Source organism: Craterilacuibacter sinensis (assembly GCF_009831765.1).
GTDB classification, from domain to species: Bacteria; Pseudomonadota; Gammaproteobacteria; order Burkholderiales; family Chromobacteriaceae; genus Craterilacuibacter; species Craterilacuibacter sinensis.
In genome coordinates this window covers 74,172-94,154 of the sequence record NZ_WSSB01000002.1, presented here as the reverse complement: position 1 = coordinate 94,154, position 19,983 = coordinate 74,172, and the positions used below count along the sequence as shown (strand labels likewise).

At 57.8% G+C, this 19,983-nt stretch carries 25 protein-coding genes and 1 pseudogene; 10 read left to right on the top strand and 16 right to left on the bottom strand.

Translation table 11 applies throughout. The features are described 5' to 3' along the window. Positions 1 to 26: 26 nt before the first annotated feature. From GQF02_RS03020 to GQF02_RS03015, 3 genes are all read left to right on the top strand, one after another. Positions 27 to 407 carry a DoxX family protein gene (locus tag GQF02_RS03020; protein WP_160794747.1) on the top strand — a complete coding sequence of 127 codons (381 nt, stop codon included), beginning with the start codon at positions 27 to 29 and terminating at the stop codon, positions 405 to 407. Between the two features lie 68 nt (positions 408 to 475). Beyond that, positions 476 to 607 carry a hypothetical protein gene (locus tag GQF02_RS16050; RefSeq protein WP_268890986.1) on the top strand — a complete coding sequence of 44 codons (132 nt, stop codon included), beginning with the start codon at positions 476 to 478 and terminating at the stop codon, positions 605 to 607. Beyond that, complete coding sequence (locus tag GQF02_RS03015; RefSeq protein ID WP_160794745.1) at positions 604 to 1,395, top strand: TIGR00266 family protein; 792 nt, start codon at positions 604 to 606, stop codon at positions 1,393 to 1,395. Before GQF02_RS16050 ends, GQF02_RS03015 begins: the two co-directional genes overlap by 4 nt. Positions 1,396 to 1,468: 73 nt before the next feature. Here GQF02_RS03015 and aroG read toward each other — a convergent pair whose 3' ends face one another. The 6 genes from aroG to GQF02_RS02985 all read right to left on the bottom strand — a co-directional run bounded on the left by aroG (position 1,469) and on the right by GQF02_RS02985 (position 5,874). Further along, positions 1,469 to 2,545: a 3-deoxy-7-phosphoheptulonate synthase AroG gene (gene aroG / locus GQF02_RS03010; protein ID WP_160794743.1), complete on the bottom strand. Its 1,077-nt coding sequence runs from the start codon at positions 2,543 to 2,545 to the stop codon at positions 1,469 to 1,471. Positions 2,546 to 2,798: 253 nt separating this feature from the next. Next, complete coding sequence (dksA, locus tag GQF02_RS03005) at positions 2,799 to 3,209, bottom strand: RNA polymerase-binding protein DksA (RefSeq protein ID WP_124735495.1); 411 nt, start codon at positions 3,207 to 3,209, stop codon at positions 2,799 to 2,801. Between the two features lie 185 nt (positions 3,210 to 3,394). Further along, positions 3,395 to 3,700: a c-type cytochrome gene (locus GQF02_RS03000; protein ID WP_124735496.1), complete on the bottom strand. Its 306-nt coding sequence runs from the start codon at positions 3,698 to 3,700 to the stop codon at positions 3,395 to 3,397. A 58-nt stretch (positions 3,701 to 3,758) separates the two neighbouring features. After that, positions 3,759 to 4,340: a YggT family protein gene (locus GQF02_RS02995; protein ID WP_124735497.1), complete on the bottom strand. Its 582-nt coding sequence runs from the start codon at positions 4,338 to 4,340 to the stop codon at positions 3,759 to 3,761. 1 nt (position 4,341) lies between these two features. Next, positions 4,342 to 5,148, bottom strand: coding sequence for a pyrroline-5-carboxylate reductase (proC, locus tag GQF02_RS02990; protein ID WP_160794741.1), 807 nt, complete (start codon positions 5,146 to 5,148; stop codon positions 4,342 to 4,344). A 30-nt stretch (positions 5,149 to 5,178) separates the two neighbouring features. Further along, positions 5,179 to 5,874 carry a YggS family pyridoxal phosphate-dependent enzyme gene (locus tag GQF02_RS02985; RefSeq protein WP_160794739.1) on the bottom strand — a complete coding sequence of 232 codons (696 nt, stop codon included), beginning with the start codon at positions 5,872 to 5,874 and terminating at the stop codon, positions 5,179 to 5,181. A gap of 152 nt (positions 5,875 to 6,026) precedes the next feature. Here GQF02_RS02985 and GQF02_RS02980 point away from each other — a divergent pair, with 152 nt between their 5' ends. The 3 genes and pseudogenes from GQF02_RS02980 to thpR all read left to right on the top strand — a co-directional run bounded on the left by GQF02_RS02980 (position 6,027) and on the right by thpR (position 8,474). Further along, entirely contained in the window at positions 6,027 to 7,064 is a 1,038-nt protein-coding gene (locus tag GQF02_RS02980) for a type IV pilus twitching motility protein PilT (protein WP_124735500.1), read from the top strand. Positions 7,065 to 7,081: 17 nt separating this feature from the next. Next, a pseudogene (locus GQF02_RS02975) lies at positions 7,082 to 7,905 on the top strand (ATPase, T2SS/T4P/T4SS family). Positions 7,906 to 7,913: 8 nt separating this feature from the next. After that, complete coding sequence (gene thpR, locus GQF02_RS02970) at positions 7,914 to 8,474, top strand: RNA 2',3'-cyclic phosphodiesterase (protein WP_124735502.1); 561 nt, start codon at positions 7,914 to 7,916, stop codon at positions 8,472 to 8,474. On the opposite strand, the gene GQF02_RS02965 is transcribed toward thpR, so the two are convergent. Next, on the bottom strand, positions 8,412 to 9,902 hold the full coding sequence (locus tag GQF02_RS02965) for an aminotransferase-like domain-containing protein (RefSeq protein WP_235930039.1): 1,491 nt from the start codon (positions 9,900 to 9,902) through the stop codon (positions 8,412 to 8,414). The two genes, thpR and GQF02_RS02965, sit on opposite strands and share 63 nt — an antisense overlap. Positions 9,903 to 10,061: 159 nt before the next feature. Between GQF02_RS02965 and GQF02_RS02960 the strand changes: the two genes are divergently transcribed. Continuing rightward, positions 10,062 to 10,664 carry a LysE family translocator gene (locus tag GQF02_RS02960; protein WP_124735504.1) on the top strand — a complete coding sequence of 201 codons (603 nt, stop codon included), beginning with the start codon at positions 10,062 to 10,064 and terminating at the stop codon, positions 10,662 to 10,664. A gap of 342 nt (positions 10,665 to 11,006) precedes the next feature. Here the strand turns inward: GQF02_RS02960 and GQF02_RS02955 are convergent, their stop codons facing one another. The 9 genes from GQF02_RS02955 to cyaY form a co-directional block, all read right to left on the bottom strand. Beyond that, a complete protein-coding gene (locus GQF02_RS02955; RefSeq protein WP_124735602.1) occupies positions 11,007 to 11,735 on the bottom strand; it encodes an amino acid ABC transporter ATP-binding protein in 729 nt (242 codons plus the stop codon). Between the two features lie 5 nt (positions 11,736 to 11,740). Then, complete coding sequence (locus GQF02_RS02950; RefSeq protein WP_124735505.1) at positions 11,741 to 12,406, bottom strand: amino acid ABC transporter permease; 666 nt, start codon at positions 12,404 to 12,406, stop codon at positions 11,741 to 11,743. After that, on the bottom strand, positions 12,406 to 13,152 hold the full coding sequence (locus GQF02_RS02945; protein ID WP_160794735.1) for an amino acid ABC transporter permease: 747 nt from the start codon (positions 13,150 to 13,152) through the stop codon (positions 12,406 to 12,408). Before GQF02_RS02945 ends, GQF02_RS02950 begins: the two co-directional genes overlap by 1 nt. A 68-nt stretch (positions 13,153 to 13,220) precedes the next feature. Then, positions 13,221 to 14,123: a glutamate/aspartate ABC transporter substrate-binding protein gene (locus GQF02_RS02940; protein WP_124735507.1), complete on the bottom strand. Its 903-nt coding sequence runs from the start codon at positions 14,121 to 14,123 to the stop codon at positions 13,221 to 13,223. A gap of 275 nt (positions 14,124 to 14,398) precedes the next feature. Next, entirely contained in the window at positions 14,399 to 15,304 is a 906-nt protein-coding gene (locus GQF02_RS02935; protein WP_160794733.1) for a glutamate/aspartate ABC transporter substrate-binding protein, read from the bottom strand. Between the two features lie 84 nt (positions 15,305 to 15,388). After that, positions 15,389 to 16,117 (bottom strand): amino acid ABC transporter ATP-binding protein, encoded by a 729-nt coding sequence (locus tag GQF02_RS02930; protein ID WP_124735509.1) that lies wholly within the window; start codon positions 16,115 to 16,117, stop codon positions 15,389 to 15,391. Positions 16,118 to 16,370: 253 nt separating this feature from the next. Then, positions 16,371 to 17,141 carry a 16S rRNA (adenine(1518)-N(6)/adenine(1519)-N(6))-dimethyltransferase RsmA gene (gene rsmA, locus GQF02_RS02925; RefSeq protein WP_124735510.1) on the bottom strand — a complete coding sequence of 257 codons (771 nt, stop codon included), beginning with the start codon at positions 17,139 to 17,141 and terminating at the stop codon, positions 16,371 to 16,373. A 150-nt stretch (positions 17,142 to 17,291) separates the two neighbouring features. Beyond that, positions 17,292 to 17,702 (bottom strand): YqaA family protein, encoded by a 411-nt coding sequence (locus GQF02_RS02920; protein ID WP_328698587.1) that lies wholly within the window; start codon positions 17,700 to 17,702, stop codon positions 17,292 to 17,294. Further along, the gene (gene cyaY, locus GQF02_RS02915; protein ID WP_160794731.1) at positions 17,702 to 18,022 is read right to left on the bottom strand and encodes an iron donor protein CyaY; all 321 of its coding nucleotides are present in this window, start codon (positions 18,020 to 18,022) and stop codon (positions 17,702 to 17,704) included. Before cyaY ends, GQF02_RS02920 begins: the two co-directional genes overlap by 1 nt. Positions 18,023 to 18,121: 99 nt before the next feature. Between cyaY and lptM the strand changes: the two genes are divergently transcribed. The 3 genes from lptM to GQF02_RS02900 are packed head-to-tail and all read left to right on the top strand — an operon-like array spanning position 18,122 to position 19,958. Further along, positions 18,122 to 18,235 (top strand): LPS translocon maturation chaperone LptM, encoded by a 114-nt coding sequence (gene lptM, locus GQF02_RS16190; protein ID WP_124735513.1) that lies wholly within the window; start codon positions 18,122 to 18,124, stop codon positions 18,233 to 18,235. Further along, positions 18,232 to 19,482: a diaminopimelate decarboxylase gene (gene lysA / locus GQF02_RS02905; protein ID WP_160794729.1), complete on the top strand. Its 1,251-nt coding sequence runs from the start codon at positions 18,232 to 18,234 to the stop codon at positions 19,480 to 19,482. Before lptM ends, lysA begins: the two co-directional genes overlap by 4 nt. Beyond that, the gene (locus GQF02_RS02900; RefSeq protein ID WP_220789305.1) at positions 19,479 to 19,958 is read left to right on the top strand and encodes a GNAT family N-acetyltransferase; all 480 of its coding nucleotides are present in this window, start codon (positions 19,479 to 19,481) and stop codon (positions 19,956 to 19,958) included. Before lysA ends, GQF02_RS02900 begins: the two co-directional genes overlap by 4 nt. Positions 19,959 to 19,983 lie beyond the last annotated feature (25 nt).

The following is a 19,983-nucleotide window of genomic DNA, read 5'->3' as shown; positions in this document are numbered from 1 at the left end:
CGCATTCCGATACGGGAGACCCTGCCGTGAACACACTGCTCAATCTGGCCGGCCGCATCCTGCTGGCCCAGTTTTTCCTTCTTGCCGGCCTCAGCAAGATCATCAACTACGACGGCACTGCCGCCTATATGCAGGCCTTTCATGTGCCGACCTCGCTATTGCCGCTGGTCATCCTGCTTGAAGTCGGCGGTGGCGCCGCCATCCTCCTGGGCTGGAAAGTGCGCTGGTTTGCTCCGCTACTGGCGCTGTTTTCCATAATGGCCGCACTGATTTTTCACCATGATTTCAGCAACGAGACGCAATGGATTTTGTTTATCGGTGATCTGTCCACCGCAGGTGGCCTGCTGGTGCTGGCACAAGCCGGCGCACTGGCACCGGCGCTGGATGCCCGCCAGCGCCGCTATTAAAACAGGCATGACAAATAGGCACGGCGGCAGGTAGCATCATGTCTTCCCGCGACTGTACAGGCATACACATGACCGAGCTGTTGACACCATTCGAGTGGTTTTTCGTGATTTTGCTGGCGCTGGTGCCGCTGGCCGGCATGGCTTTTCATTTGTGGGTGATGTTTGCCGGCCACGGCAAACGCAAGGAGGATGAGCAATGAGCATGGATGTCATTGATTTCGAGATCTTCGGCGAGAGCATGCAATATGTCGAGGTCGAACTGGACCCGGGCGAGGCCGCCGTGGGCGAAGCCGGCGCGATGTACTACATGGAAGACGGCATCGCGATGGACACCGTGTTCGGTGATGGCTCGACCGGCCAGTCCGGCCTGATGGGCAAACTGATGGGCGCGGGCAAACGCCTGCTGACTGGCGAATCAGTCTTTACCACGGTATTTGTCAATGAAGGCAGCAGCAAGCGTAAGGTGGCATTTTCCGCCAGCTATCCGGGCAAGATCATCCCCATCCATTTGCTGGAACTGGGCGGCACGCTGATTGCACAAAAAGACAGCTTTTTATGCGCAGCCAAGGGCGTCAGCCTCGGCATCGCGCTGCAAAAACGCCTCGGCGCCGGCCTGTTCGGCGGCGAGGGTTTTATCATGCAGAAACTGGAAGGCGACGGTTATGCCTTCCTGCACGCTGGCGGCACACTGACCCAGCGCCGGCTGGCACCGGGCGAGACGCTGCGCGTCGACACCGGCTGCGTGGTGGCCTATCAGCCAACGATCAGCTTCGATATCGAATACGTGGGCAAAGTGAAGAGCGCACTGTTCGGCGGCGAAGGCCTGTTCTTTGCCCGCATGACCGGCCCGGGCACGGTGTGGCTGCAAAGCCTACCGCTATCGCGCATGGCCGACCGCATTATCGCCTCAGCCCCCAAGGCCGGCGGCAGCAGCAACGAGCAAGGCGGTCTGCTGGGCGGCTTTGGCGGCATACTGGGCAAGGACTAGCCCCTGCCTTGAACGACCGGAAAGTACATCGCCCGCATCAGCGGGCGATAGTTTTTTAAGCAGAGACGCCAGATTACTTGCCGGCGGGCGCACCCAGCTTGCTACGCCGCGCCTGCACCGCTTCGGCCAGCATCTTCAGCAGGTTTTCAGTGTCACTCCAGCCTATGCAGGCATCGGTAATGCTCTGGCCGTATTTAAGCTCGCAGCCGGGCTTCAGATCCTGGCGGCCGGCCTCCAGATGGCTTTCGACCATCACACCGTAAATATGGCTGTTGCCGGCAGCCATCTGCCCGGCCACATCCTGCGCCACTTCCATCTGGCGGCGATAGTCTTTGCGGCTGTTGGCGTGACTGAAATCCACCATCAGCTTCTGTGCCAGACCCACGCCAGCCAGCTCGGCAGCAGCGGCGTTCACATGCTCGGCCGAGTAGTTGGGCTCCTTGCCGCCACGCAGAATCACATGGCAATCCGGATTGCCGCCGGTTTCGACAATGGCGGAGTGGCCGGCCTTGGTCACCGACAGGAAGTGGTGCGGCGCGCTGGCCGCACGGATGGCGTCGATAGCGATGCGGAGATTGCCGTCGGTGCCGTTCTTGAAGCCGACCGGGCACGACAGGCCGGACGCCAGCTCGCGGTGTACCTGACTTTCGGTAGTGCGTGCGCCGATGGCACCCCAGCTGATCAGGTCGGCGAAATACTGCGGGGTAATCATGTCGAGGAATTCGGTCGCCGCCGGCATCCCCATCTGGTTCAGCTCCAGCAGCAAACGGCGTGCAATGCGCAGGCCGGCGTTGATATCGAAGGACTCGTCCATGCGCGGGTCGTTGATCAGCCCCTTCCAGCCCACCGTAGTGCGCGGCTTTTCAAAGTAGACACGCATCACCACCACCAAATCGCGGCTATACGCCTCGCGCAGCGCCAGCAAGCGGCTGGCGTACTCTTTGGCCGCCTGGGTGTCGTGAATGGAGCAGGGGCCGATCACCACCAGCAGGCGGTCGTCTTCACCGCGCAGCAGGGCACTGATTTCGCGCCGGGTATGGTAGATAACTTCGGAGGCCGGCTCGGTCAGCGGTAATTCATACAGATGCGCGATCGGAGGCAGCAGTTCCTTGATCTGGCGGATTCTGACGTCGTCGGTTTGTCGTTGCATGGTGGCGCTTCCTTTTGTTCTTGATCTGTTGCAAGAACAATACCCGTACCACGGCGACACGCCAAGCCCTTATCGCAAATGTCATTTTATTGATTAGCAATTTAAATGCGCAAAAGCATTTAAAAATTCAAAAATATGCCCGTGTTGGTGTTTGTTTTTGGCCTGTATACAGAATAACCCCCGCAAAAAAGCAAAAAGGCCAAGACACATCATCAAGTGTCCCGGCCTCGTACCGCAAGTATGCTTTCTGGTTTTAGTCTGCGTACTGGCGCTTCATACGTTCACGACGCTCTTGCGCCTCGACCGACAAGGTTGCCGTCGGGCGTGCCATCAGGCGACGCAGACCGATGATTTCACCGGTATCTTCGCAATAGCCATAGGAGCCGTCTTCGATCTGGCGCAAGGATGCCTGGATCTTCTGCAGCAGCTTGCGTTCACGGTCACGGGTACGCAACTCGAGCGCATACTCTTCTTCCAGCGTGGCACGGTCGGCTGGATCCGGCGTCGATTCCTGCTCTTGCAGGTGATTGGCCGTGGCGTTGGCGTTGTTCACCAGTTCCTGCTGCATTTGCAGCAGCAGCTCTTTGAAAAACTCGAGCTGGTCGGCGTTCATGTAATCTTCGCCATCCCAGTTGAGGATTTCCTGTTCGGTCAGTTTGGCCATAATGGGTTCTTCCAGCTAGAGAGTGGGCAGACAGGCGTGGAAGATTACCGACGGCATGGCCAAAAGGCAACATTTACTGGCCTAGCCTGCCAATAAGGGGTCGGAATCTGCACGCATTTATAGTTCTGTCTCAGGGCAGGGACAAGCTGTTCTGCCTCCGCCCCGAGAAAATTTGTCTGTAGTATTTACTTCTGGCTTAAAACCCATTTGGCCAATGCCTTAACGTCGGCGTCGGAAATCTGCGGGTTAGGCGGCATCGGCACCGGCCCCCACACGCCAGAACCACCAGCCTTGATCTTGCCGGCCATCTTGGCTTCAGCACCTTTGTCGCCCGCATAGCGGGCAGCAACGTCTTTATAAGACGGGCCGACCAGCTTCCTGTCGACCGCATGGCAGGCCGTACAGTTGTTTTTTTGCGCCAGTTGCAAGTTGGCCATGGCCGGCATCGCCGTCACACTCAACAATACAGCCAGCAATAGAGGCTTGCGCATACATTATCCTTATCATTATCCGGCATGCCCGCAATAACGCCGGGCATGCCTTGCCGCATTAGAACGCCAGTTGCAATTGCTGGAGGAAAGTCTGCTCCAGAAAGCGAACCGGCAACATCAGAATCACCTGCAGCACCAAGAGCAGCAACAGGGGCGACAGATCCGCCCCGCCGATACGCGCCCGCGAAAAGGGTGCCAAAAATGGTCGGGTCAGCGCAGACAGCATGGGTGCCAGCGGATTATACGGATTCACCCAGCTCATAATGGCCTGTACCAGCACCGCGCCCATCAATAAATATACAGATTGAGTAAAAAGCGTCAATACAGACAGCAAAGCCAGTCCCAGCCAGGTTTGCGGCGCGGCAAAATTGAACGGCATCGGGCCCAACAGAAGTACGGCACTAATCGAAACCAGGCCGACCAGCCAGGCAATGAACATGGTTGCCGTATCGTAGCCGCGCACGCTGGGCAGCAGCCGGCGCAGCGGCAGCACGGCAAAATTGGTCGCGGCCATCACAAATTGTGCCAGCGGGTGAGTAAACGGCATGCGCACCACCTGCAGGTAAAAGCGCAGCAGCAAGACCAGCACAAACAGGTCGGCAACGGTACGGATCAGAAATTGCAGAGTATTGATCAGCATCTCAGTCCTTGCTCAGCTCATGGCCCAGTTCGACCGAACGCACACGGCAATCCACTGCGCCGGCCTTGATTGCCGTCTTGACTCCATCGGCCTCGAAGCGCGCAATGGCGCGCTCGGTGGTGCCGCCTTTGGACATCACATTCTGGCGCAGGGTAGCCACCGGCACATTGCTCTGGCGAGCCAGTTCGACCGCACCGTCAAAGGTGGCCAAGACCAGGCAGCGCGCTTCGGCCTCGTCAAAGCCGGTTTCCATCGCCGCCTCTATCATGCTTTCGATGAAATAGAACACATAGGCCGGGCCACTGCCGGAAATGCAGGTGATATCGTCGATGCCCGCCTCGTCCTGCAGCCAGACCACACGGCCCACCGCACTCATGATCGCCCCGGCAGCCGCTCTATCATCTTCGCTAAGCACATCGCCGGCATACAAGCCGGACACGCCCTTGCCGACCATGGCCGGTGTATTAGGCATCACCCGCACAATGCGGCTGCTGCCCGACAACCAGCGCGACAAGGCCTCTATCCCGACACCGGCAGCGATGGAAATAAGCAGTGCCCCACCCAGGCGCGGCGCCAATGCAAGGCACACCTCTTTCAGGCTTTGCGGCTTGACCGCCAGCAGCACGACATCGTCGCTGGAGAAACTGTCCGGCAGGCCGGCCAGTGCCTCCACGCCATACTGCTCGCCCAGAATCTGGCGCTTGGCACTATCCGGCTCCACCACGCGGATGGCGTGGCCCGGCTGCTTGACCAGGCCGGCAATAATGGCGGTGGCCATATTGCCGCCACCAATAAAGGTGATCTTCATACTGCTCTCCCTTGTGCCGGAATACCGGCGTCAATGTTGATACTGGCGTCCGCCGAAAATGGCCGATCCGACCCGAACCAGCGTACTGCCTTCTTTAATTGCAGCCTCAAGATCGGACGACATGCCCATGGACAAGGTGTCCAGCGCCAGCCCCTGTGTATTCAATGCCGCAAGCAGCGTGCGCAACAAGGCAAAGCGGCTGCGCAACAAGGCTTCATCTGCCGTCGGCTCGGGAATGCACATCAGCCCGCGCAAACGCAAACCGGGCAGCGCCGCGACCGCCTGCGCCAATGCAGGCAACTCCTCCGGCGTGCAGCCGCTTTTGCTTGCTTCGCCCGAAACATTCACTTGCAGCAGGACGTTGAGTGCCGGCAGCTGCGCCGGACGCTGGGCAGACAGGCGTTCGGCTATTTTCAGGCGCTCGACCGAATGCACCCAGTGCGCGCTTTCGGCCACCGCCCGCGTCTTGTTCGACTGCAAAGGCCCGATGAAATGCCAGTCAATGGCCAGCTCGGCCAGCTCGGCAGCCTTGGCCGACAGCTCCTGCACATAATTTTCACCAAAGGCGCGCTGGCCGGCGGCATAGGCTTCGCGCAAGGCAGATGCCGGAAAAGTCTTGCTGACGGCCAGTAGCGTAATGGCCTCTGGCGGCCGCCCAGCCTCGCCAGCAGCCAAGGCAATGCGTTGATGCACGGCAGACAAGGCCGTGGCAATGGTCTGGCTCATGGTGTGTCCCGTTTGTTCACATAAAACCGCACCCATGCCCCATGGTATGCATGCCGCAATATCCAAGCAGGGACTCAACCCTTACAATCTGCGGATATCCGGCCATGCGGGCAGCAAGTACAGCCCGACTAAAAAATTATTGGGGATTATAAATGCAAATTTCCGAGCTGCTCGCATTCACCGTCAAGAACAAGGCGTCCGACCTGCACCTGTCTGCCGGCCTGTCGCCCATGATACGGGTGCATGGCGATATTCGCCGCATCAACCTGCCGGCGATGGAACAACACGAAGTTCATGACATGGTATACGACATCATGAACGACCATCAGCGCAAGGCATTCGAAGAGCATTTCGAGTGTGACTTTTCCTTTGACATGCCCGGCGTAGCGCGCTTCCGTGTCAATGCTTTCCAGCAAAACCGCGGTATGGCTGCGGTATTCCGTGTCATTCCCTCCAAAATCCTGTCGCTGGATGATTTGAACGCCCCCAAGATTTTCAAGGAAATCTCCGAGTTTCCGCGCGGTATCGTGCTGGTGACCGGCCCGACCGGCTCGGGTAAATCGACGACGCTGGCCGCCATGGTCGACTACGTCAACGAAAACCACTATTCGCACATCCTGACAGTGGAAGACCCGATCGAATTCGTGCATGAAAGCAAAAAGAGCCTGATCAACCAGCGTGAACTGGGCGCACAGACCCACAGCTTTGCCAATGCGCTCAAGTCTGCGCTGCGTGAGGACCCGGATGTGATTCTGGTCGGCGAATTGCGCGATCTGGATACCATACGCCTGGCGCTGACCGCCGCCGAGACCGGCCATTTGGTTTTCGGCACCCTGCACACCAGCAGCGCCGCCAAGACCATAGACCGTATCGTTGACGTCTTCCCCGGTACGGAAAAAGACATGGTGCGCTCCATGCTGTCCGAATCTATCCGTGCGGTCATCTCGCAAAGCCTGCTCAAGACCAAGGACGGGGGCGGACGCGTCGCCGCGCACGAAATCATGCTCGGCACACCCGCCATCCGCAACCTGATACGCGAAAACAAGATCGCACAGATCAATTCGATGATACAGACCGGCCAGCAATACGGCATGCAGACACTGGACCAGTGCCTGCAGGATCTGGTGCGGCGCAACCTGGTAACGTCCGCGGAAGCCCGTACCAAAGCCTCGCAAAAAGATCTGTTCTGAACCAGAAAGCGCCCACTATGCAAAAAGATCAGGCATCCAAGTTTATCCACGAGCTGCTGTCGCATGCCATCGCCCGCAATGCATCCGATATCTTCATTACCGCCGACTTCCCGCCTGCACTCAAGGTAGACGGCAAAATTACGCCGGTCGCACCACAGCCGCTGTCCGCGCAGCACACGCGCGAGCTGGTGCGCTCAGTGATGAACGACAGGCAGACCGAAGAATTCGAAGCCACACAGGAAGCCAACTTTGCCATCAGCCCGCCGGGCATAGGCCGTTTTCGTGTCAGCGCCTTTATCCAGCAGGGCCAGACCAGCATGGTGCTCAGGAAAATCAATACCGAAATTCCGACCTTTGACCAGCTTGATCTGCCATTCGTGCTGCGTGATATCTCCATGATCAAGCGCGGGCTGATTATTTTTGTCGGCGGCACCGGTTCGGGCAAGTCGACTTCTTCCCGGAAGAACGTCACCAGCAGGTTTTGATGGACCTGTCGCTGAATATGAAGGCCATCGTGTCGCAGCGCCTGATACCGCATAAATCAGGCAAGGGCAGGGTGGCGGCAGTCGAGATACTGCTCAACAGCCCGCTGATAGCCGACATGATCTTCAAGGGAGATGTCAGCAGTATCAAGGAGGCCATGAGCCGCTCGCGAGAACAGGGCATGCAGACCTTTGACCAGTCGCTGTTCGACCTGTTCGAGGCAGGAAAAATCAGCTACGAAGAAGCGCTGAAAAATGCCGACTCGGTCAACGACCTGCGCCTGAAAATCAAGCTATATAGCGAAGGCGCCAAGAATCACGATCCGCTATCGGGGCTGGATCACCTCGATATCGTATAATCGGCAACATGCCTACCGATTCTGCTACTTACCGCCTGTTTTTTGCCGTCTGGCCGGACGAGCCTTGTGCCCGCTGGCTGGATGAGCAAGTCGAACATCTGCACCATCAATATGGCGGCCGACAGACTCCGCCACGCCAGCATCACCTGACGCTGGCTTTTGTCGGGGAAGTGGCTCATAGCCAGCTGACGATCGTCGAAGCCATAGGCCGGCAGATCGCAGCCCAGGCCGAACCCTGCCGGCTCAAGCTCGACAAACTGGCAGTCTGGCCCAGCGGTATCGGTTGCGCCGCACCCACGCGCACGCCGACACGCATCAGCCAGCTGGCAAGTGCACTAAACGCGGCACTCAAGGCGCAGGGCCTGCCCTATGAGGAACGCCGCTTCCGTCCGCATATCACCCTGCTACGCAAAGCAACGCCCGCAGAAGATGCGCCGGCTACACCGGACAGCTTTGCCCTGCTCAAAATCGACCATCTGTCGCTGGTGGTATCCCGCCTGACCCGCTCAGGCCCGCTCTATCAGGAGCTGCGGCGCTGGCATTTGGGCCCCATCCAGGACGGAAGCTGAACTGCACTGACGGCTAGCCAGTTCGCCAAGGCGGCGCAAGGCCGCCATAAAGCGCTCGTCCAGCTCGTGGCAGCATGACAGGCGCAGGCAATGGCGGTAACGGGCCCCCGCCGAATACAACATGCCGGGCATGATGGTGATGCGCTCGGCCAGGGCGGCATGAAACAGCACCAGCGTATCCACACTATCCGGAAACTCCAGCCAGAGCAAAAAACCACCGGCCGGCCGGGTGGCGCGCGTACCGGCAGGAAACCAGCGCGCAATCAGGCCGCGAACGGTATCAATCTGCCGGCTATACAAGCGGCGCAATACGCGTAAATGATGGTCATAGCCTCCGCCCTCGAGAAACTGGCCTACGGTCTCCGCCAGCAAAGCCGGCTCGGCAATACTGGAGGTAAATTTCAGCTGGCGCACCTGCTCACTAAAACGGCCCGCCTCCATCCAGCCAATGCGAAAATCCGGTGCCAGCGTCTTGGTATAACTGGCACACACAATGACCCAACCGGCGTGATCGAATGATTTGACGGTCGGCGACAGCGTCGCGCCAAACTGCAACTCGGCATAGAGTGCATCTTCGATCAGCGGTGTCTGGTAGCGGTTCGCCAGTTGCGCCAGCCGCGCCTTGCCAGCCAAAGACATCGTGCACCCCAGAGGGTTGTGTACCGTCGGCATGGCCACCACGGCAGACAGCCGCTTTTCCGCCAGCAACAACTCCAGCACATCCAGCGACAAGCCATGCTGCGGGTCGGTCGGAATCTCCAGAGCTTTCAACCCCAAGCTTGCCAATAGTGGATACAGGTTGAAATAAGTCGGCGACTCGACGCCGACCGTATCCCCCGGACGCGTCACCGCACGCAATGCCAACTGCAAGGCCTCCATCGCGCCATGGGTCAGAATGATGTCCTCGGGGCGCAAGCACATGCCAAGCAACATGCCCCGGCGGGCAATTTGGCTGCGTAGCCGTGCCGATCCGGGCGGCAGGGCATAGCTTGCAATCAGGGAAGGTTGCTTGCGCAGAATGCCTGCGGCCAGCCGCGCCAGTTTACCCCCCGGATAAAATATCGCACCGCGCGGGCAGGCAAGCGCAAGGTCGGCATAGTCGGCCCGCTGCTGGCTTTGCAAGACGACCGCAACCAGATCCCGGGTCTCCGCAGCCTGAATGAGTACGTCGCCCGGCTCATCCCGCAATGGAGACTCTGGCGCGGGCAAGCTGCTTTTGACGTAATAGCCGGACTGCGGCCGCGCTTCGATCAGCCCCCTGTCCTCCAGCAGGCGGTAGGCCGCCGTCACCGTGTTGAAGCTGAGTGCACGCTGTGCGGCACACTGCCGAACCGAGGACAGGCGTGCGCCACTCGGCAAGGCGCCGCGGACTATCGCCGCCTCCAGATCATCGGCGAGCAATCGGTACAGGGGGGCATTCTGGAGCATGGGGATCATCCGGCAAGGTGGCAGCGACGTGGAAAATGTCAGGTGACAGTTCTCAATATACCGTAACTGTCACCACAACAATCATCAATTTCTGCAGCTGTTACCAAGCAAACAAGGGCCTTAGCATTGATCTGTCACTCATGCTTCGGAAAGACAGTCATGCTAGAAATCCTTGCGCTCACCAGCTACATGTCGGTGATGTCGATTACACCGGGCCCGAACAACATCATGCTGGCCAGCTCTGGCGTGAACTTCGGCTTTCGCCGCACCTTGCCCCATATGCTGGGCATCAGCTTGGGCTGTGCATTCCAGCTTTTTGTTACCGCGGTCTTGCTGGGCCATATTCTGGTCTGGCTAGGCAATATCAGAGGCCTGCTGGCCATGCTTGGCTGCACTTATCTGCTGTATCTTTCCTGGAAGCTGGCGCATAGCGCAGCACCGGGCAGCAGCAGCGTAGCCAGCCAACCGCTGGGCTTTATCGAGGCCGCGCTCTTTCAGTGGATTAACCCCAAAGCCTGGGTCATGGTCATCAATGCAGCCATCCTGTTTATGCCGCAGCAAGGAGGTGCCATTTATGCGGCGCTCACTCTGTCCCTGCTGACCGCACTGGTGAACCTGCCCTGTATCGCGGTATGGGCGCTGGGTGGAGATCGCTTGCGCCACCACCTGCAACAGCCGCAGCGACTGCGCCTGTTCAACCTCTGCATGGCCATGCTGATGGCCACAACCGCAGTCTGGATGCTATGGGATGAGCTGGCTTGAACATGGCTCGTGTGTAATAAATTTACGTTATTGATGATTTGTAAATTTACGCTATGAGATATTTTTGTTACACACAACCAGAAAAATGATTTACCACCAGGGAAATCCACACCACCTACAGAAAAACGCAGGCCGGAGGCTCAAGCTCAAACGACACATATGGGCAGCTACCAGCCTGCCTGTGGATAACATGGCTAAAAATCGGCCATAGAAAGAACCCTGCTTAGTTTTCTGCCTTGCTCCGCAAACTCAGCACACACTGAGCCCGCTTGTGGATAAGTTGGCCATAGAAAAACGGCCTGTGCATTGCACAGGCCGTTTTTCAGCAGGACATGGCCAGCCTTAGTGTTGCAGGATCTTGGACAGGAACTGCTGGGCGCGCTCGGAACGCGGCGTGCCGAAGAAGTCGTCCTTGCTGCAATCCTCGACGATATGACCACGATCCATAAAGATCACGCGATCCGCCACGCGGCGGGCAAAGCCCATCTCGTGGGTCACGCACATCATGGTCATGCCTTCTTTTGCCAGTTCGGTCATCACGTCCAGCACTTCGTTGATCATCTCGGGGTCGAGTGCCGAGGTCGGCTCGTCAAACAGCATGCAGATCGGGTCCATCGCCAATGCACGGGCAATGGCAACACGCTGCTGCTGACCGCCGGACAACTGGCCGGGATGCTTGTGCGCATGCGCTTTCAAACCTACACGCTCCAGCAACTTGATTCCCTTGGCTTCGGCTTCCTCTTTCGAGCGTCCCAATACCTTGGTCTGGGCAATGGCCAGGTTTTCCACGATGGTCAGATGTGGAAACAATTCAAAGTGCTGAAATACCATGCCAACGCGGCTGCGCAGCTTGGGCAAATTGGTCTTGGGGTCACCGACCGAAATGCCGTCAACGATGATGTCGCCCTTCTGGAACGGCTCCAGTGCATTCACGCACTTGATCAGCGTGGATTTGCCCGAACCGGACGGGCCGCATACCACCACCACTTCACCTTTGCTTACGCTGGTGCTGCAATCGGTCAGCACCTGAAAATCGCCATACCACTTGTTGACGTTATTGATGGAAATCATCGAACTCATACAGCCAACCTCTTTTGCAAATGTTTGACGCCGCGCGAAGCAGCAAAGCTCACCACGAAATAGATCAGACCGGCAAACAGCAGGAACTCGTGCGGCAGACCGAGAATATCACCACGCGAACGGGCGCTGCTGAGGAAATCCATCAGGCCGACGGCGTAGACCAGCGAAGTGTCCTGAAACAGAATGATGGACTGCTGCAACAGCAATGGCATCATCTTGCGGAAGGCCTGCGGCAGAACCACCAGACGCATGGCCTGACCATAAGTCATACCCAGCGCGTAAGCGGCATTGACCTGGCCTTTGGCAATGGACTGGATGCCGGCACGCACGATCTCGCAATAGTAGGCCGCTTCAAACATCATGAAGGCCACCAGGCACGAGGTGAAGGCGCCGACGGCGACAAACTCGCCGGTTATCCAGTTCAGCAGCATAGGTACCGCAAGATAGAACCAGATGATGACCAGCAGCAAAGGCACCGAGCGGAAAATATTGACGTAGGCCTTGGCCAGCCCCGACAGTACAGGGTTGCTGGACAGGCGCAGCAGCGCCAGCACCGTGCCTAGCACCACACCGCCCACCACGGCCATGACCATCAGTTTCAACGTCAGCCACATGCCGTCCATCAAGTCGGGCAGGGCAGGGATAATCTGGGAAAAGTCCATTATTTGCCTCCCTCAACCATCAGGCCGGGAATACGTACACGCTTCTCGACGATGCTCATCACTTTCATGATGCTCATATTCAGCGTAAAGTAGATCAGCGTCGCCAGCGTAAACGCCTCGAAGATGTTGGCCGAAAATTCAGCCGTCTGCTTGGCTTGTGCCAGGATCTCCATCAGGCCGATCAGCGAGGCCACCGACGAGTTTTTAAACACGTTCAGAAACTCTGAGGTCAACGGCGGAATCACCACGCGAAAAGCCTGCGGCAGCAGCACATAACGGTAGCTCTGCGCCACGGTAAAGCCCACCGCCTGCGCAGCATTGCTTTGTCCCTTTGGCAGCGCCTGAATGCCGGTGCGTACCTGCTCGCACACACGCGCGGCAGTAAACAGCCCCAGACAGACCACTACCGAGATATAAGCGGATACCGCCGGATTCAGATCCTGCTTGAACCAAATCTGTACCGACTCTGGCAGATAGTCCGGCACGACGAAATACCAGATAAACAGCTGCACCAAGAGCGGTACATTACGGAACAGTTCGACATAGCAGGTAGCGATGCCGGACAACCACTTATTGGGCAAGGTGCGCATCACACCCAACAGCCCACCCAGCAGCAGCGCAACCAGCCATGCCGCCAGCGCCAAGGCCAGCGTCCAGCCCAGACCCGTGATATACCAGTCGAGGTAGATCTCGTTACCGATTCCGGTGGACTTGAAGAAGATGTTCCAGTCCCAGTTGTAATTCATGAACGACTCCATTAAATAAAGGGGGCCGCTGCCCCCCTTGTATTACCGCATTGCTTGTACGACAGGAATCAGCTTGCCGCCGGCTTATCCGAAGGCTTGGCGATCAATGCCTTAAACTCCGGCGACATTGGGAAACCAAGGTTCAGATTCTTTGGCGGAATCGGCCGCATGAACCACTTGTCGTAGATCGCATTGATCTGCCCCGACTTGTAGGTATTCACGATAGCCTTGTCCACCAATGCCTTGAATGGCGCATCACCCTTGCGCATCATGCAGCCGTAAATCTCACTCGACTGCGGTTTGCCCACTACCACCCACTCTGCCGGGTTACGCGCCTTGGCACGCTCGCCGTAAAGCATGGCATCGTCGGTCATGAAAGCCGCAACCCGACCGGACTCCAGCATCAGGAACGACTCGCCATTATCCTTGGCCGCCACGATATTCATGCCGAGCTTCTGGTTGGCATTCATGATCCGCATCAAACGCTCGCCCGTCGTTCCGGCAGAAACCACCACATTCTTGCCCTTCAGATCGGCAAAGTCCTTGATGCCGGAATCTTTTTTCACCAGCAAGCGGGTGCCGATCTCGAAGATGCCGACCGAGAAATCGACCTGACGCTGGCGCTCGACATTATTGGTCGTAGCGCCGCACTCGATATCAACTGTCCCGTTCTGCAGCAAGGGGATGCGCGTCTGGCCGGTCACCATGTTGTAGCGCACCTTCAGGTTCGGCATGTTCAGCTCTTTCTTCACCGCATCCACCACATGCTGGGCAAGATCAAGCGAATAGCCGACTGGCTGCTTGCCTCCGGCCAGGTAGGCAAAAGGAATCGCCGAATCCCGGTGGCCAAGCACGATGGTGCCGGAGTCCCTGATTTTCTTCAGGGTTCCGGTCGGCTCGGCAGCCATGGCCGATGTGGAAAGCAAGGTGCAAGCCAGGGCAAGAGGCAATAAACGCAAGGTATGAGGCATATTCTATTTCTCCAGATAGGGATGGATGCGATTGACGGCGTACCGTCTATAACCAGCACTTCGACATCTTTCTCACCCCAATAAGCAGCACGGGGGGAGATGCCTGAAATACCGTATTCCTGGATATTGCATCGAGCCCAATACATTAGGAAACTCTAAATGAATATCTCATTCGCCTAGTTTCTATCAAAACAGAAAAGACAACCGTTGATTTGCCTCAAACTAATTGAACAAGCCCCTCAGAGAGGCTTGTTCCAGCCTGCCGAAAATCCTGCTTACAGCTGATCAACCGCGCGATCGGTAGGGCGCTTGATCAAGGCCTTGATCGCACCCGACATCGGGAAGTTCAGGTTCAGGTTTTTTGGTGGAACCGGTTGCAGGAACCACTTGCTGTAGATCTTGTTGATCTCGCCAGAAGCGTAAGTTGCCTTGATCGCATCATCGACAACCTTCTTGAATGGCGCATCGCCTTTGCGCACCATGCAGCCGTACACCTCGTACGATTGCGGCGTACCGACCACAACCCAGTTGGCCGGGCTTTTGGCCTTGGCCATTTCGCCGAACAGCAGGGCATCATCCATCATAAAGGCCGCAGCACGGCCGGACTCCAGCATCAGGAAGGATTCGCCATGGTCCTTGGCCGAGATAATGTTCATCCCCAGGCTCTTGGCTGCATTCATCGCCTTGAGCTGACGCTCCGAGGTGGTACCGGCCGTGGTCACGACGTTCTTGCCCTTGAGATCGGCAAAGTCCTTGATGCCGGTCGTCTTGGCTGTCAGCAAACGGGTGCCGATTTCAAAGATACCAACAGAGAAGTCAACCTGACGCTGACGCTCGATATTATTGGTGGTCGAACCGCACTCGAGATCCACGGTGCCGTTCTGTACCAGCGGAATACGTGTCTGCGAGGTCACCAGGTTGTACTTCACCTGCAGGTTCGGCATGTTCAGGTCTTTTTTCAGCTTCTCCACCACCTTCAGCTGCAGGTCGTGCGAGTAGCCTACCGGTGTTGCGCCGCCAGCCAGATAGGAAAATGGAATAGAAGCGTCGCGGTGACCCAAGACAACAACGCCGGAATCCTTGATTTTTTTCAGGGTACCGGTGAGCTCGGCAGCCAATGCCGGGGTAGCGACAAAAGCGGCTGCAACGGCGGTCGCAACAAGGCGGGCTTGCAATGACATGAAGTTTCTCCTTCTACAGGTTTGCAAAACAGGCAGGTCGGACACGGGGTCTCCGTGTCCGCCCTGCCATTAAATTTTTTTTATTTAGTGGGCGCGTAACTGCCCGAGGAATTGTTTGGCGCGCTCATGCTGGGGGTTGCCGAAAAACGCTTCCGGCGTCGCCTGCTCGACAATCTGGCCTTGATCGACAAACACGACATAATCGGCCACGTCACGCGCAAAACCCATCTCGTGGGTCACGCACATCATGGTCATGCCGGACTTGGCCAGATCGCGCATCACCTGCAAGACCTCACCCACCATTTCCGGGTCCAGCGCCGATGTCGGTTCGTCAAACAACATCACCTTGGGCTGCATGGCTAGGCCGCGGGCAATCGCCACCCGCTGCTGCTGGCCGCCGGATAGCTGGGCAGGAAAAGCATCTTTTTTATGTGCCAGCCCCACGCGTTCCAGCAATTCAACCGCCAGCTTGTCGGCGGCCGCCTTGTCCATTTTTTTGACGCGGATGGGGGAGAGCGTGATGTTGTCGAGTACCGACAAATGAGGATAAAGATTGAAGTGCTGGAAGACGAAACCGACTTCGGCACGCAGCAGATTAAGGTCGGTCTTGGGGTCGGTCACCGACTTGCCATCGACCCAGATTTCACCTTCGCTGATGGTTTCAAGTTGATTGATGGTGCGGATCAGCGTGGATTTTCCCGAACCGGATGGCCCGCACACCACAACCACCTCGCCCTGATTGACGTTCAGATTGACGCCATTGAGAACATGCAGGTCCTTGAACCACTTATGGACATTAATAAGCTTGATCATGGCGCGAGCCTTCACCGTTAGTGATTTTTCCCGGCTGCTGACATCACCACACACAGACCGGATCGCGCACGAATCGGATAGATACGCCTGATTGAACAGGCCGCCCCTGGGTCTGTCACTGGTCGCCGTGCCCCGAAAAACCCGGGGCACGACGCGATCAGCAAGCTACTTTGTAATTTGCATACAATATGCCGCGTTTTCGCGATCTTGTCATGTATGGCCGCATAAAATGGCCGGTTTTTATCTGTTCAGATCAGGCCGACAGATAGTTGGCAATAGCAACATACTGCTCCACCGCCAGATTTTCAGCCCGCAGGCCCGGGTCTATGCCCAGTGCCTCAAAGCCGGCCAGATCCAATACGCCCTTAAGGTTATTGCGCAAGGTCTTGCGACGCTGGGCAAAAGCCTTGGATACGATATCGGCAAACAGCGCTTCGTCTTTTACCACACCACAACGGCCCGGCACAGGAATCATGCGCACCACGGCCGAATCGACCTTAGGCGGCGGCCAGAATGCACCAGGCGGCACCATCAATACCAAATCCATATCGAAGTGGTACTGCAGCATCACCGACAGCCGCCCATAGTCGGCAGTAGACGGCTCGGCCACCATGCGCTCGACCACTTCTTTTTGCAGCATGAACTGCATGTCGATGACCCGCTCGGGAAAAGCGGACAGATGGAATAGCAGCGGCGTAGAAATATTGTAGGGCAGGTTGCCGACCAGCTTGATGCGCTCGCCCAGCGAGGAAAAATCAAATGCCAGCGCGTCGCCTTCATGTATGGTCAGGCGTTCGGGCGGGAAAGCGGTTTTCAGCTTGCTGATGATGTCGCGGTCGATTTCCACCACATGCAGGTGTTTGACCCGGTCAAGCAAGGGGCGTGTTAAAGCACCCAGACCGGGGCCGATCTCGACAACGATGTCGTCCGGCTTGGCGCCGACGGCATTTACGATACTTTCGATCACCTGCGCATCCTGCAGGAAATTTTGACCGAAGCGTTTACGGGGGATATGTTGGCTCATAGGCTTACGGATTCTCGGATGACCGATTGTAAACTGCCCGACAAGCCGGATGCTAATTTCCATGGCATAGATGGGCGTTTTTATTGCAGAACGATGCCGGCGAGCAGATCCGCACGGGTGATACAGCAAGGCTGTGACAGGGCATTCCTGTTACAGCCATGCCTTGATAGCTAGCACCAGCATGGCGTAACGCAAGCATTTGCCCAAAACGATCCAGACAAGGCAAGGCAAAACCGGCAAGCGTAGCCAGCCGGCAGCCAAAGGCAGCGCATCCCCCAACAGGGGCACCCAGGACAGCAAAAGCGCTGCCGGGCCAAAACGCTGCAAAGTGCCCAGTGCCCGGCCGGTCAGCTCTTTTCTCGGTGCCAGACGCCCCAGATACAAGCTGCTGGCACTGCCCAACGAATTGGCCAGCGTAGCCAGCAGCAAGGCGGCCAGCCACCATGATGGCCACTGGTAGAGAAAGGCCCCCAGCGCAAGCTCGGAGTTGCCAGGCAAAACCGTCGCCGATAAAAAAGCCGACAGCGCCAGACCGCCTAAGCCCAGCCAGACTGCATCCATCAGGCCGACAGCTCGAAGTCTTCACCGCTGGCCGCGCGCACCGCCTGCGACAAGGTGCTAAAGAATTCGGCACCGTCACGCGCCGCAATCCAGCGCCCGTCAGCTTGCAAGGCAAAGTGGTAGCCGCCGCTTTTGGCTGCAATCCACACCTCCTGATTGGCACTATGGCGGTTGACCACAATTTTGCCGCCATCGTCGAACTCGATTTCCAGCACATTGCCGTTCAGTACGCTGTCTACATCCAGCCCCGCCAGCTCCAGCGCTTCATCAATCCGGCTAAACAGGCGGTCGGTCAGCTCGAGAAATTCACTTTCGTTCATGTCTTTTTATCCACAGTTGCCCCCGGACTACACCGGGCTATTGGGCGACCGCGTCGCCCTTTGTTAGTATGACGATTTTGCCACATCGGGCACTTCGATATGCGAACCGTGATCACCTTGCTGGCTTTATCTGTTCTTATCAGCGCCTGCGGCTTTAAAGGCCCGCTGTATCTGCCCAAAGACGCCCCCGCCAAAACACAGGAAAAATCGTGAACGCTTTTCACTACCACCATGATCAACTGCAGGTCGAAGATCTGCCGCTGGCCGATATTGCCCGCGAATTCGGTACGCCTTGCTTTGTCTACTCGGCAGAGGCGCTGACCAAGGCCTTTACCGCCTACCAGAACGCATTTTCCGCACTGGATCCGCTGATCTGCTATGCGATCAAGGCCAACTCCAATCTGTCCATCCTGCAATTGTTTGCCCGGCTGGGTGCAGGCTTCGACATCGTGTCCGGTGGCGAGCTGGCGCGGGTACTGGCTGCCGGCGCCCGCGCCGACAAGATTGTCTTCTCCGGCGTAGGCAAGAGTGCAGCCGAGATGAAGATGGCGCTGGAAGCCGGCATCCACTGCTTCAATATCGAATCGGTCAACGAACTGCTGCGCCTGAACGAGGTCGCCGGCAAGCTGGGCTTGAAGGCGCCGGTCAGCTTGCGCGTCAACCCCAACGTTGACGCCATGACCCACCCGTATATTTCCACCGGTCTCAAAGACAACAAATTCGGCATTGCCTTCGATATGGCCTTTGATGTCTACCGTGAAGCGGCGGCCTTGCCCAACCTGCAGGTAACCGGCATCGACTGCCATATCGGCTCGCAACTGACCGACGCCAGCCCTCTGGTCGAAGCGCTCGACCGCCTGCTGGCACTGATCGACCGCCTGGACGAAGCCGGCATCACACTGCAACACGTCGATATCGGTGGCGGCTTGGGCATACGCTATAGCGATGAAACCCCGCCGGATCTGGCTGCTTACGCTTCCCAGATCGAACAGCGCCTGGCTGGGCGCGCACTCAAGCTGGTGATGGAGCCGGGGCGCTCGCTGGTAGGTAACGCCGGCGTACTACTGACGCAAGTCGAATACCTGAAGCTGGGCGAGAGCAAGAATTTTGCCGTGGTGGATGCCGCCATGAACGATCTGCTGCGCCCCTCGCTGTATTCGGCCTACCACGGCATTTTGCCGGTCGAACAACATGCCAACCTGAGCCCGCTGCTGTGCGATGTCGTCGGTCCGATCTGCGAATCCAGCGATTTTCTCGGCAAGAACCGCGAACTGGCGGTGAAAGAGGGCGATCTCTTGGCGGTGATGTCGGCCGGGGCCTATGGCTCGACCATGTCCAGCAATTACAACACCCGTACCCGCGCCGCCGAAGTGTTGGTGTCCGGCAAGGAAACCCGCCTGATCCGCCGCCGCGAAACGCTGGATGAGCTGCTGGCCAACGAGAAGGCGCTGCTGCAATGAGCATCACCATTCGCCAGATGGATCTGACCGATGCGGCCGAGCGCGACTTGCTGGTACGCCTGACCGATGCCTATGCCCATGATCCCATGGGCGGCGGGGAAGGGCTGTCGGACTATGCGCGCACCCATCTGGCAGATGCCGTCGCCGCCCATCCCGGCCTGTTTGCCTTTGTTGCCGAGCAAGATGGCGAGCCTGTCGGGCACGCCTTGTGCATTACCGGCTTCTCCAGCTTTTACGCCGCGCCCAACTGCAATCTGCACGACCTGTCGGTCTTGCCCAAGGTACGCGGCCAGGGTCTGGGACGCCGGCTATTGCAGGTAGTCGAAGCGGAAGCCCGGCAACGCCGGCTGTGCAAGGTGGTGCTGGAAGTGCGGCCGGACAATGCCATCGGCCAGGCGCTATACGGTTCGGAAGGGTTCGAGCTATCGGGGCTATGCGGCCAGGCCTACCTGATGATGGAAAAGCCGCTAGTCTGAGCGACTTTCCCGCCACGAGGCAGCC

What these genes read in the sequence shown, in the direction of transcription:
- GQF02_RS16050 (WP_268890986.1), top strand. Translation starts at nt 476, where the DNA reads ATGACCGAGCTGTTGACACCATTCGAGTGGTTTTTCGTGATTTTGCTG.
- GQF02_RS03015 (WP_160794745.1), top strand. Translation starts at nt 604, where the DNA reads ATGAGCATGGATGTCATTGATTTCGAGATCTTCGGCGAGAGCATGCAA.
- aroG (WP_160794743.1), bottom strand. Translation starts at nt 2,545, where the DNA reads ATGCAACGACAAACCGACGACGTCAGAATCCGCCAGATCAAGGAACTG.
- dksA (WP_124735495.1), bottom strand. Translation starts at nt 3,209, where the DNA reads ATGGCCAAACTGACCGAACAGGAAATCCTCAACTGGGATGGCGAAGAT.
- GQF02_RS03000 (WP_124735496.1), bottom strand. Translation starts at nt 3,700, where the DNA reads ATGCGCAAGCCTCTATTGCTGGCTGTATTGTTGAGTGTGACGGCGATG.
- GQF02_RS02995 (WP_124735497.1), bottom strand. Translation starts at nt 4,340, where the DNA reads ATGCTGATCAATACTCTGCAATTTCTGATCCGTACCGTTGCCGACCTG.
- proC (WP_160794741.1), bottom strand. Translation starts at nt 5,148, where the DNA reads ATGAAGATCACCTTTATTGGTGGCGGCAATATGGCCACCGCCATTATT.
- GQF02_RS02985 (WP_160794739.1), bottom strand. Translation starts at nt 5,874, where the DNA reads ATGAGCCAGACCATTGCCACGGCCTTGTCTGCCGTGCATCAACGCATT.
- GQF02_RS02980 (WP_124735500.1), top strand. Translation starts at nt 6,027, where the DNA reads ATGCAAATTTCCGAGCTGCTCGCATTCACCGTCAAGAACAAGGCGTCC.
- thpR (WP_124735502.1), top strand. Translation starts at nt 7,914, where the DNA reads ATGCCTACCGATTCTGCTACTTACCGCCTGTTTTTTGCCGTCTGGCCG.
- GQF02_RS02965 (WP_235930039.1), bottom strand. Translation starts at nt 9,902, where the DNA reads ATGCTCCAGAATGCCCCCCTGTACCGATTGCTCGCCGATGATCTGGAG.
- GQF02_RS02960 (WP_124735504.1), top strand. Translation starts at nt 10,062, where the DNA reads ATGCTAGAAATCCTTGCGCTCACCAGCTACATGTCGGTGATGTCGATT.
- GQF02_RS02955 (WP_124735602.1), bottom strand. Translation starts at nt 11,735, where the DNA reads ATGATTTCCATCAATAACGTCAACAAGTGGTATGGCGATTTTCAGGTG.
- GQF02_RS02950 (WP_124735505.1), bottom strand. Translation starts at nt 12,406, where the DNA reads ATGGACTTTTCCCAGATTATCCCTGCCCTGCCCGACTTGATGGACGGC.
- GQF02_RS02945 (WP_160794735.1), bottom strand. Translation starts at nt 13,152, where the DNA reads ATGAATTACAACTGGGACTGGAACATCTTCTTCAAGTCCACCGGAATC.
- GQF02_RS02940 (WP_124735507.1), bottom strand. Translation starts at nt 14,123, where the DNA reads ATGCCTCATACCTTGCGTTTATTGCCTCTTGCCCTGGCTTGCACCTTG.
- GQF02_RS02935 (WP_160794733.1), bottom strand. Translation starts at nt 15,304, where the DNA reads ATGTCATTGCAAGCCCGCCTTGTTGCGACCGCCGTTGCAGCCGCTTTT.
- GQF02_RS02930 (WP_124735509.1), bottom strand. Translation starts at nt 16,117, where the DNA reads ATGATCAAGCTTATTAATGTCCATAAGTGGTTCAAGGACCTGCATGTT.
- rsmA (WP_124735510.1), bottom strand. Translation starts at nt 17,141, where the DNA reads ATGAGCCAACATATCCCCCGTAAACGCTTCGGTCAAAATTTCCTGCAG.
- GQF02_RS02920 (WP_328698587.1), bottom strand. Translation starts at nt 17,702, where the DNA reads ATGGATGCAGTCTGGCTGGGCTTAGGCGGTCTGGCGCTGTCGGCTTTT.
- cyaY (WP_160794731.1), bottom strand. Translation starts at nt 18,022, where the DNA reads ATGAACGAAAGTGAATTTCTCGAGCTGACCGACCGCCTGTTTAGCCGG.
- lptM (WP_124735513.1), top strand. Translation starts at nt 18,122, where the DNA reads ATGCGAACCGTGATCACCTTGCTGGCTTTATCTGTTCTTATCAGCGCC.
- GQF02_RS02900 (WP_220789305.1), top strand. Translation starts at nt 19,479, where the DNA reads ATGAGCATCACCATTCGCCAGATGGATCTGACCGATGCGGCCGAGCGC.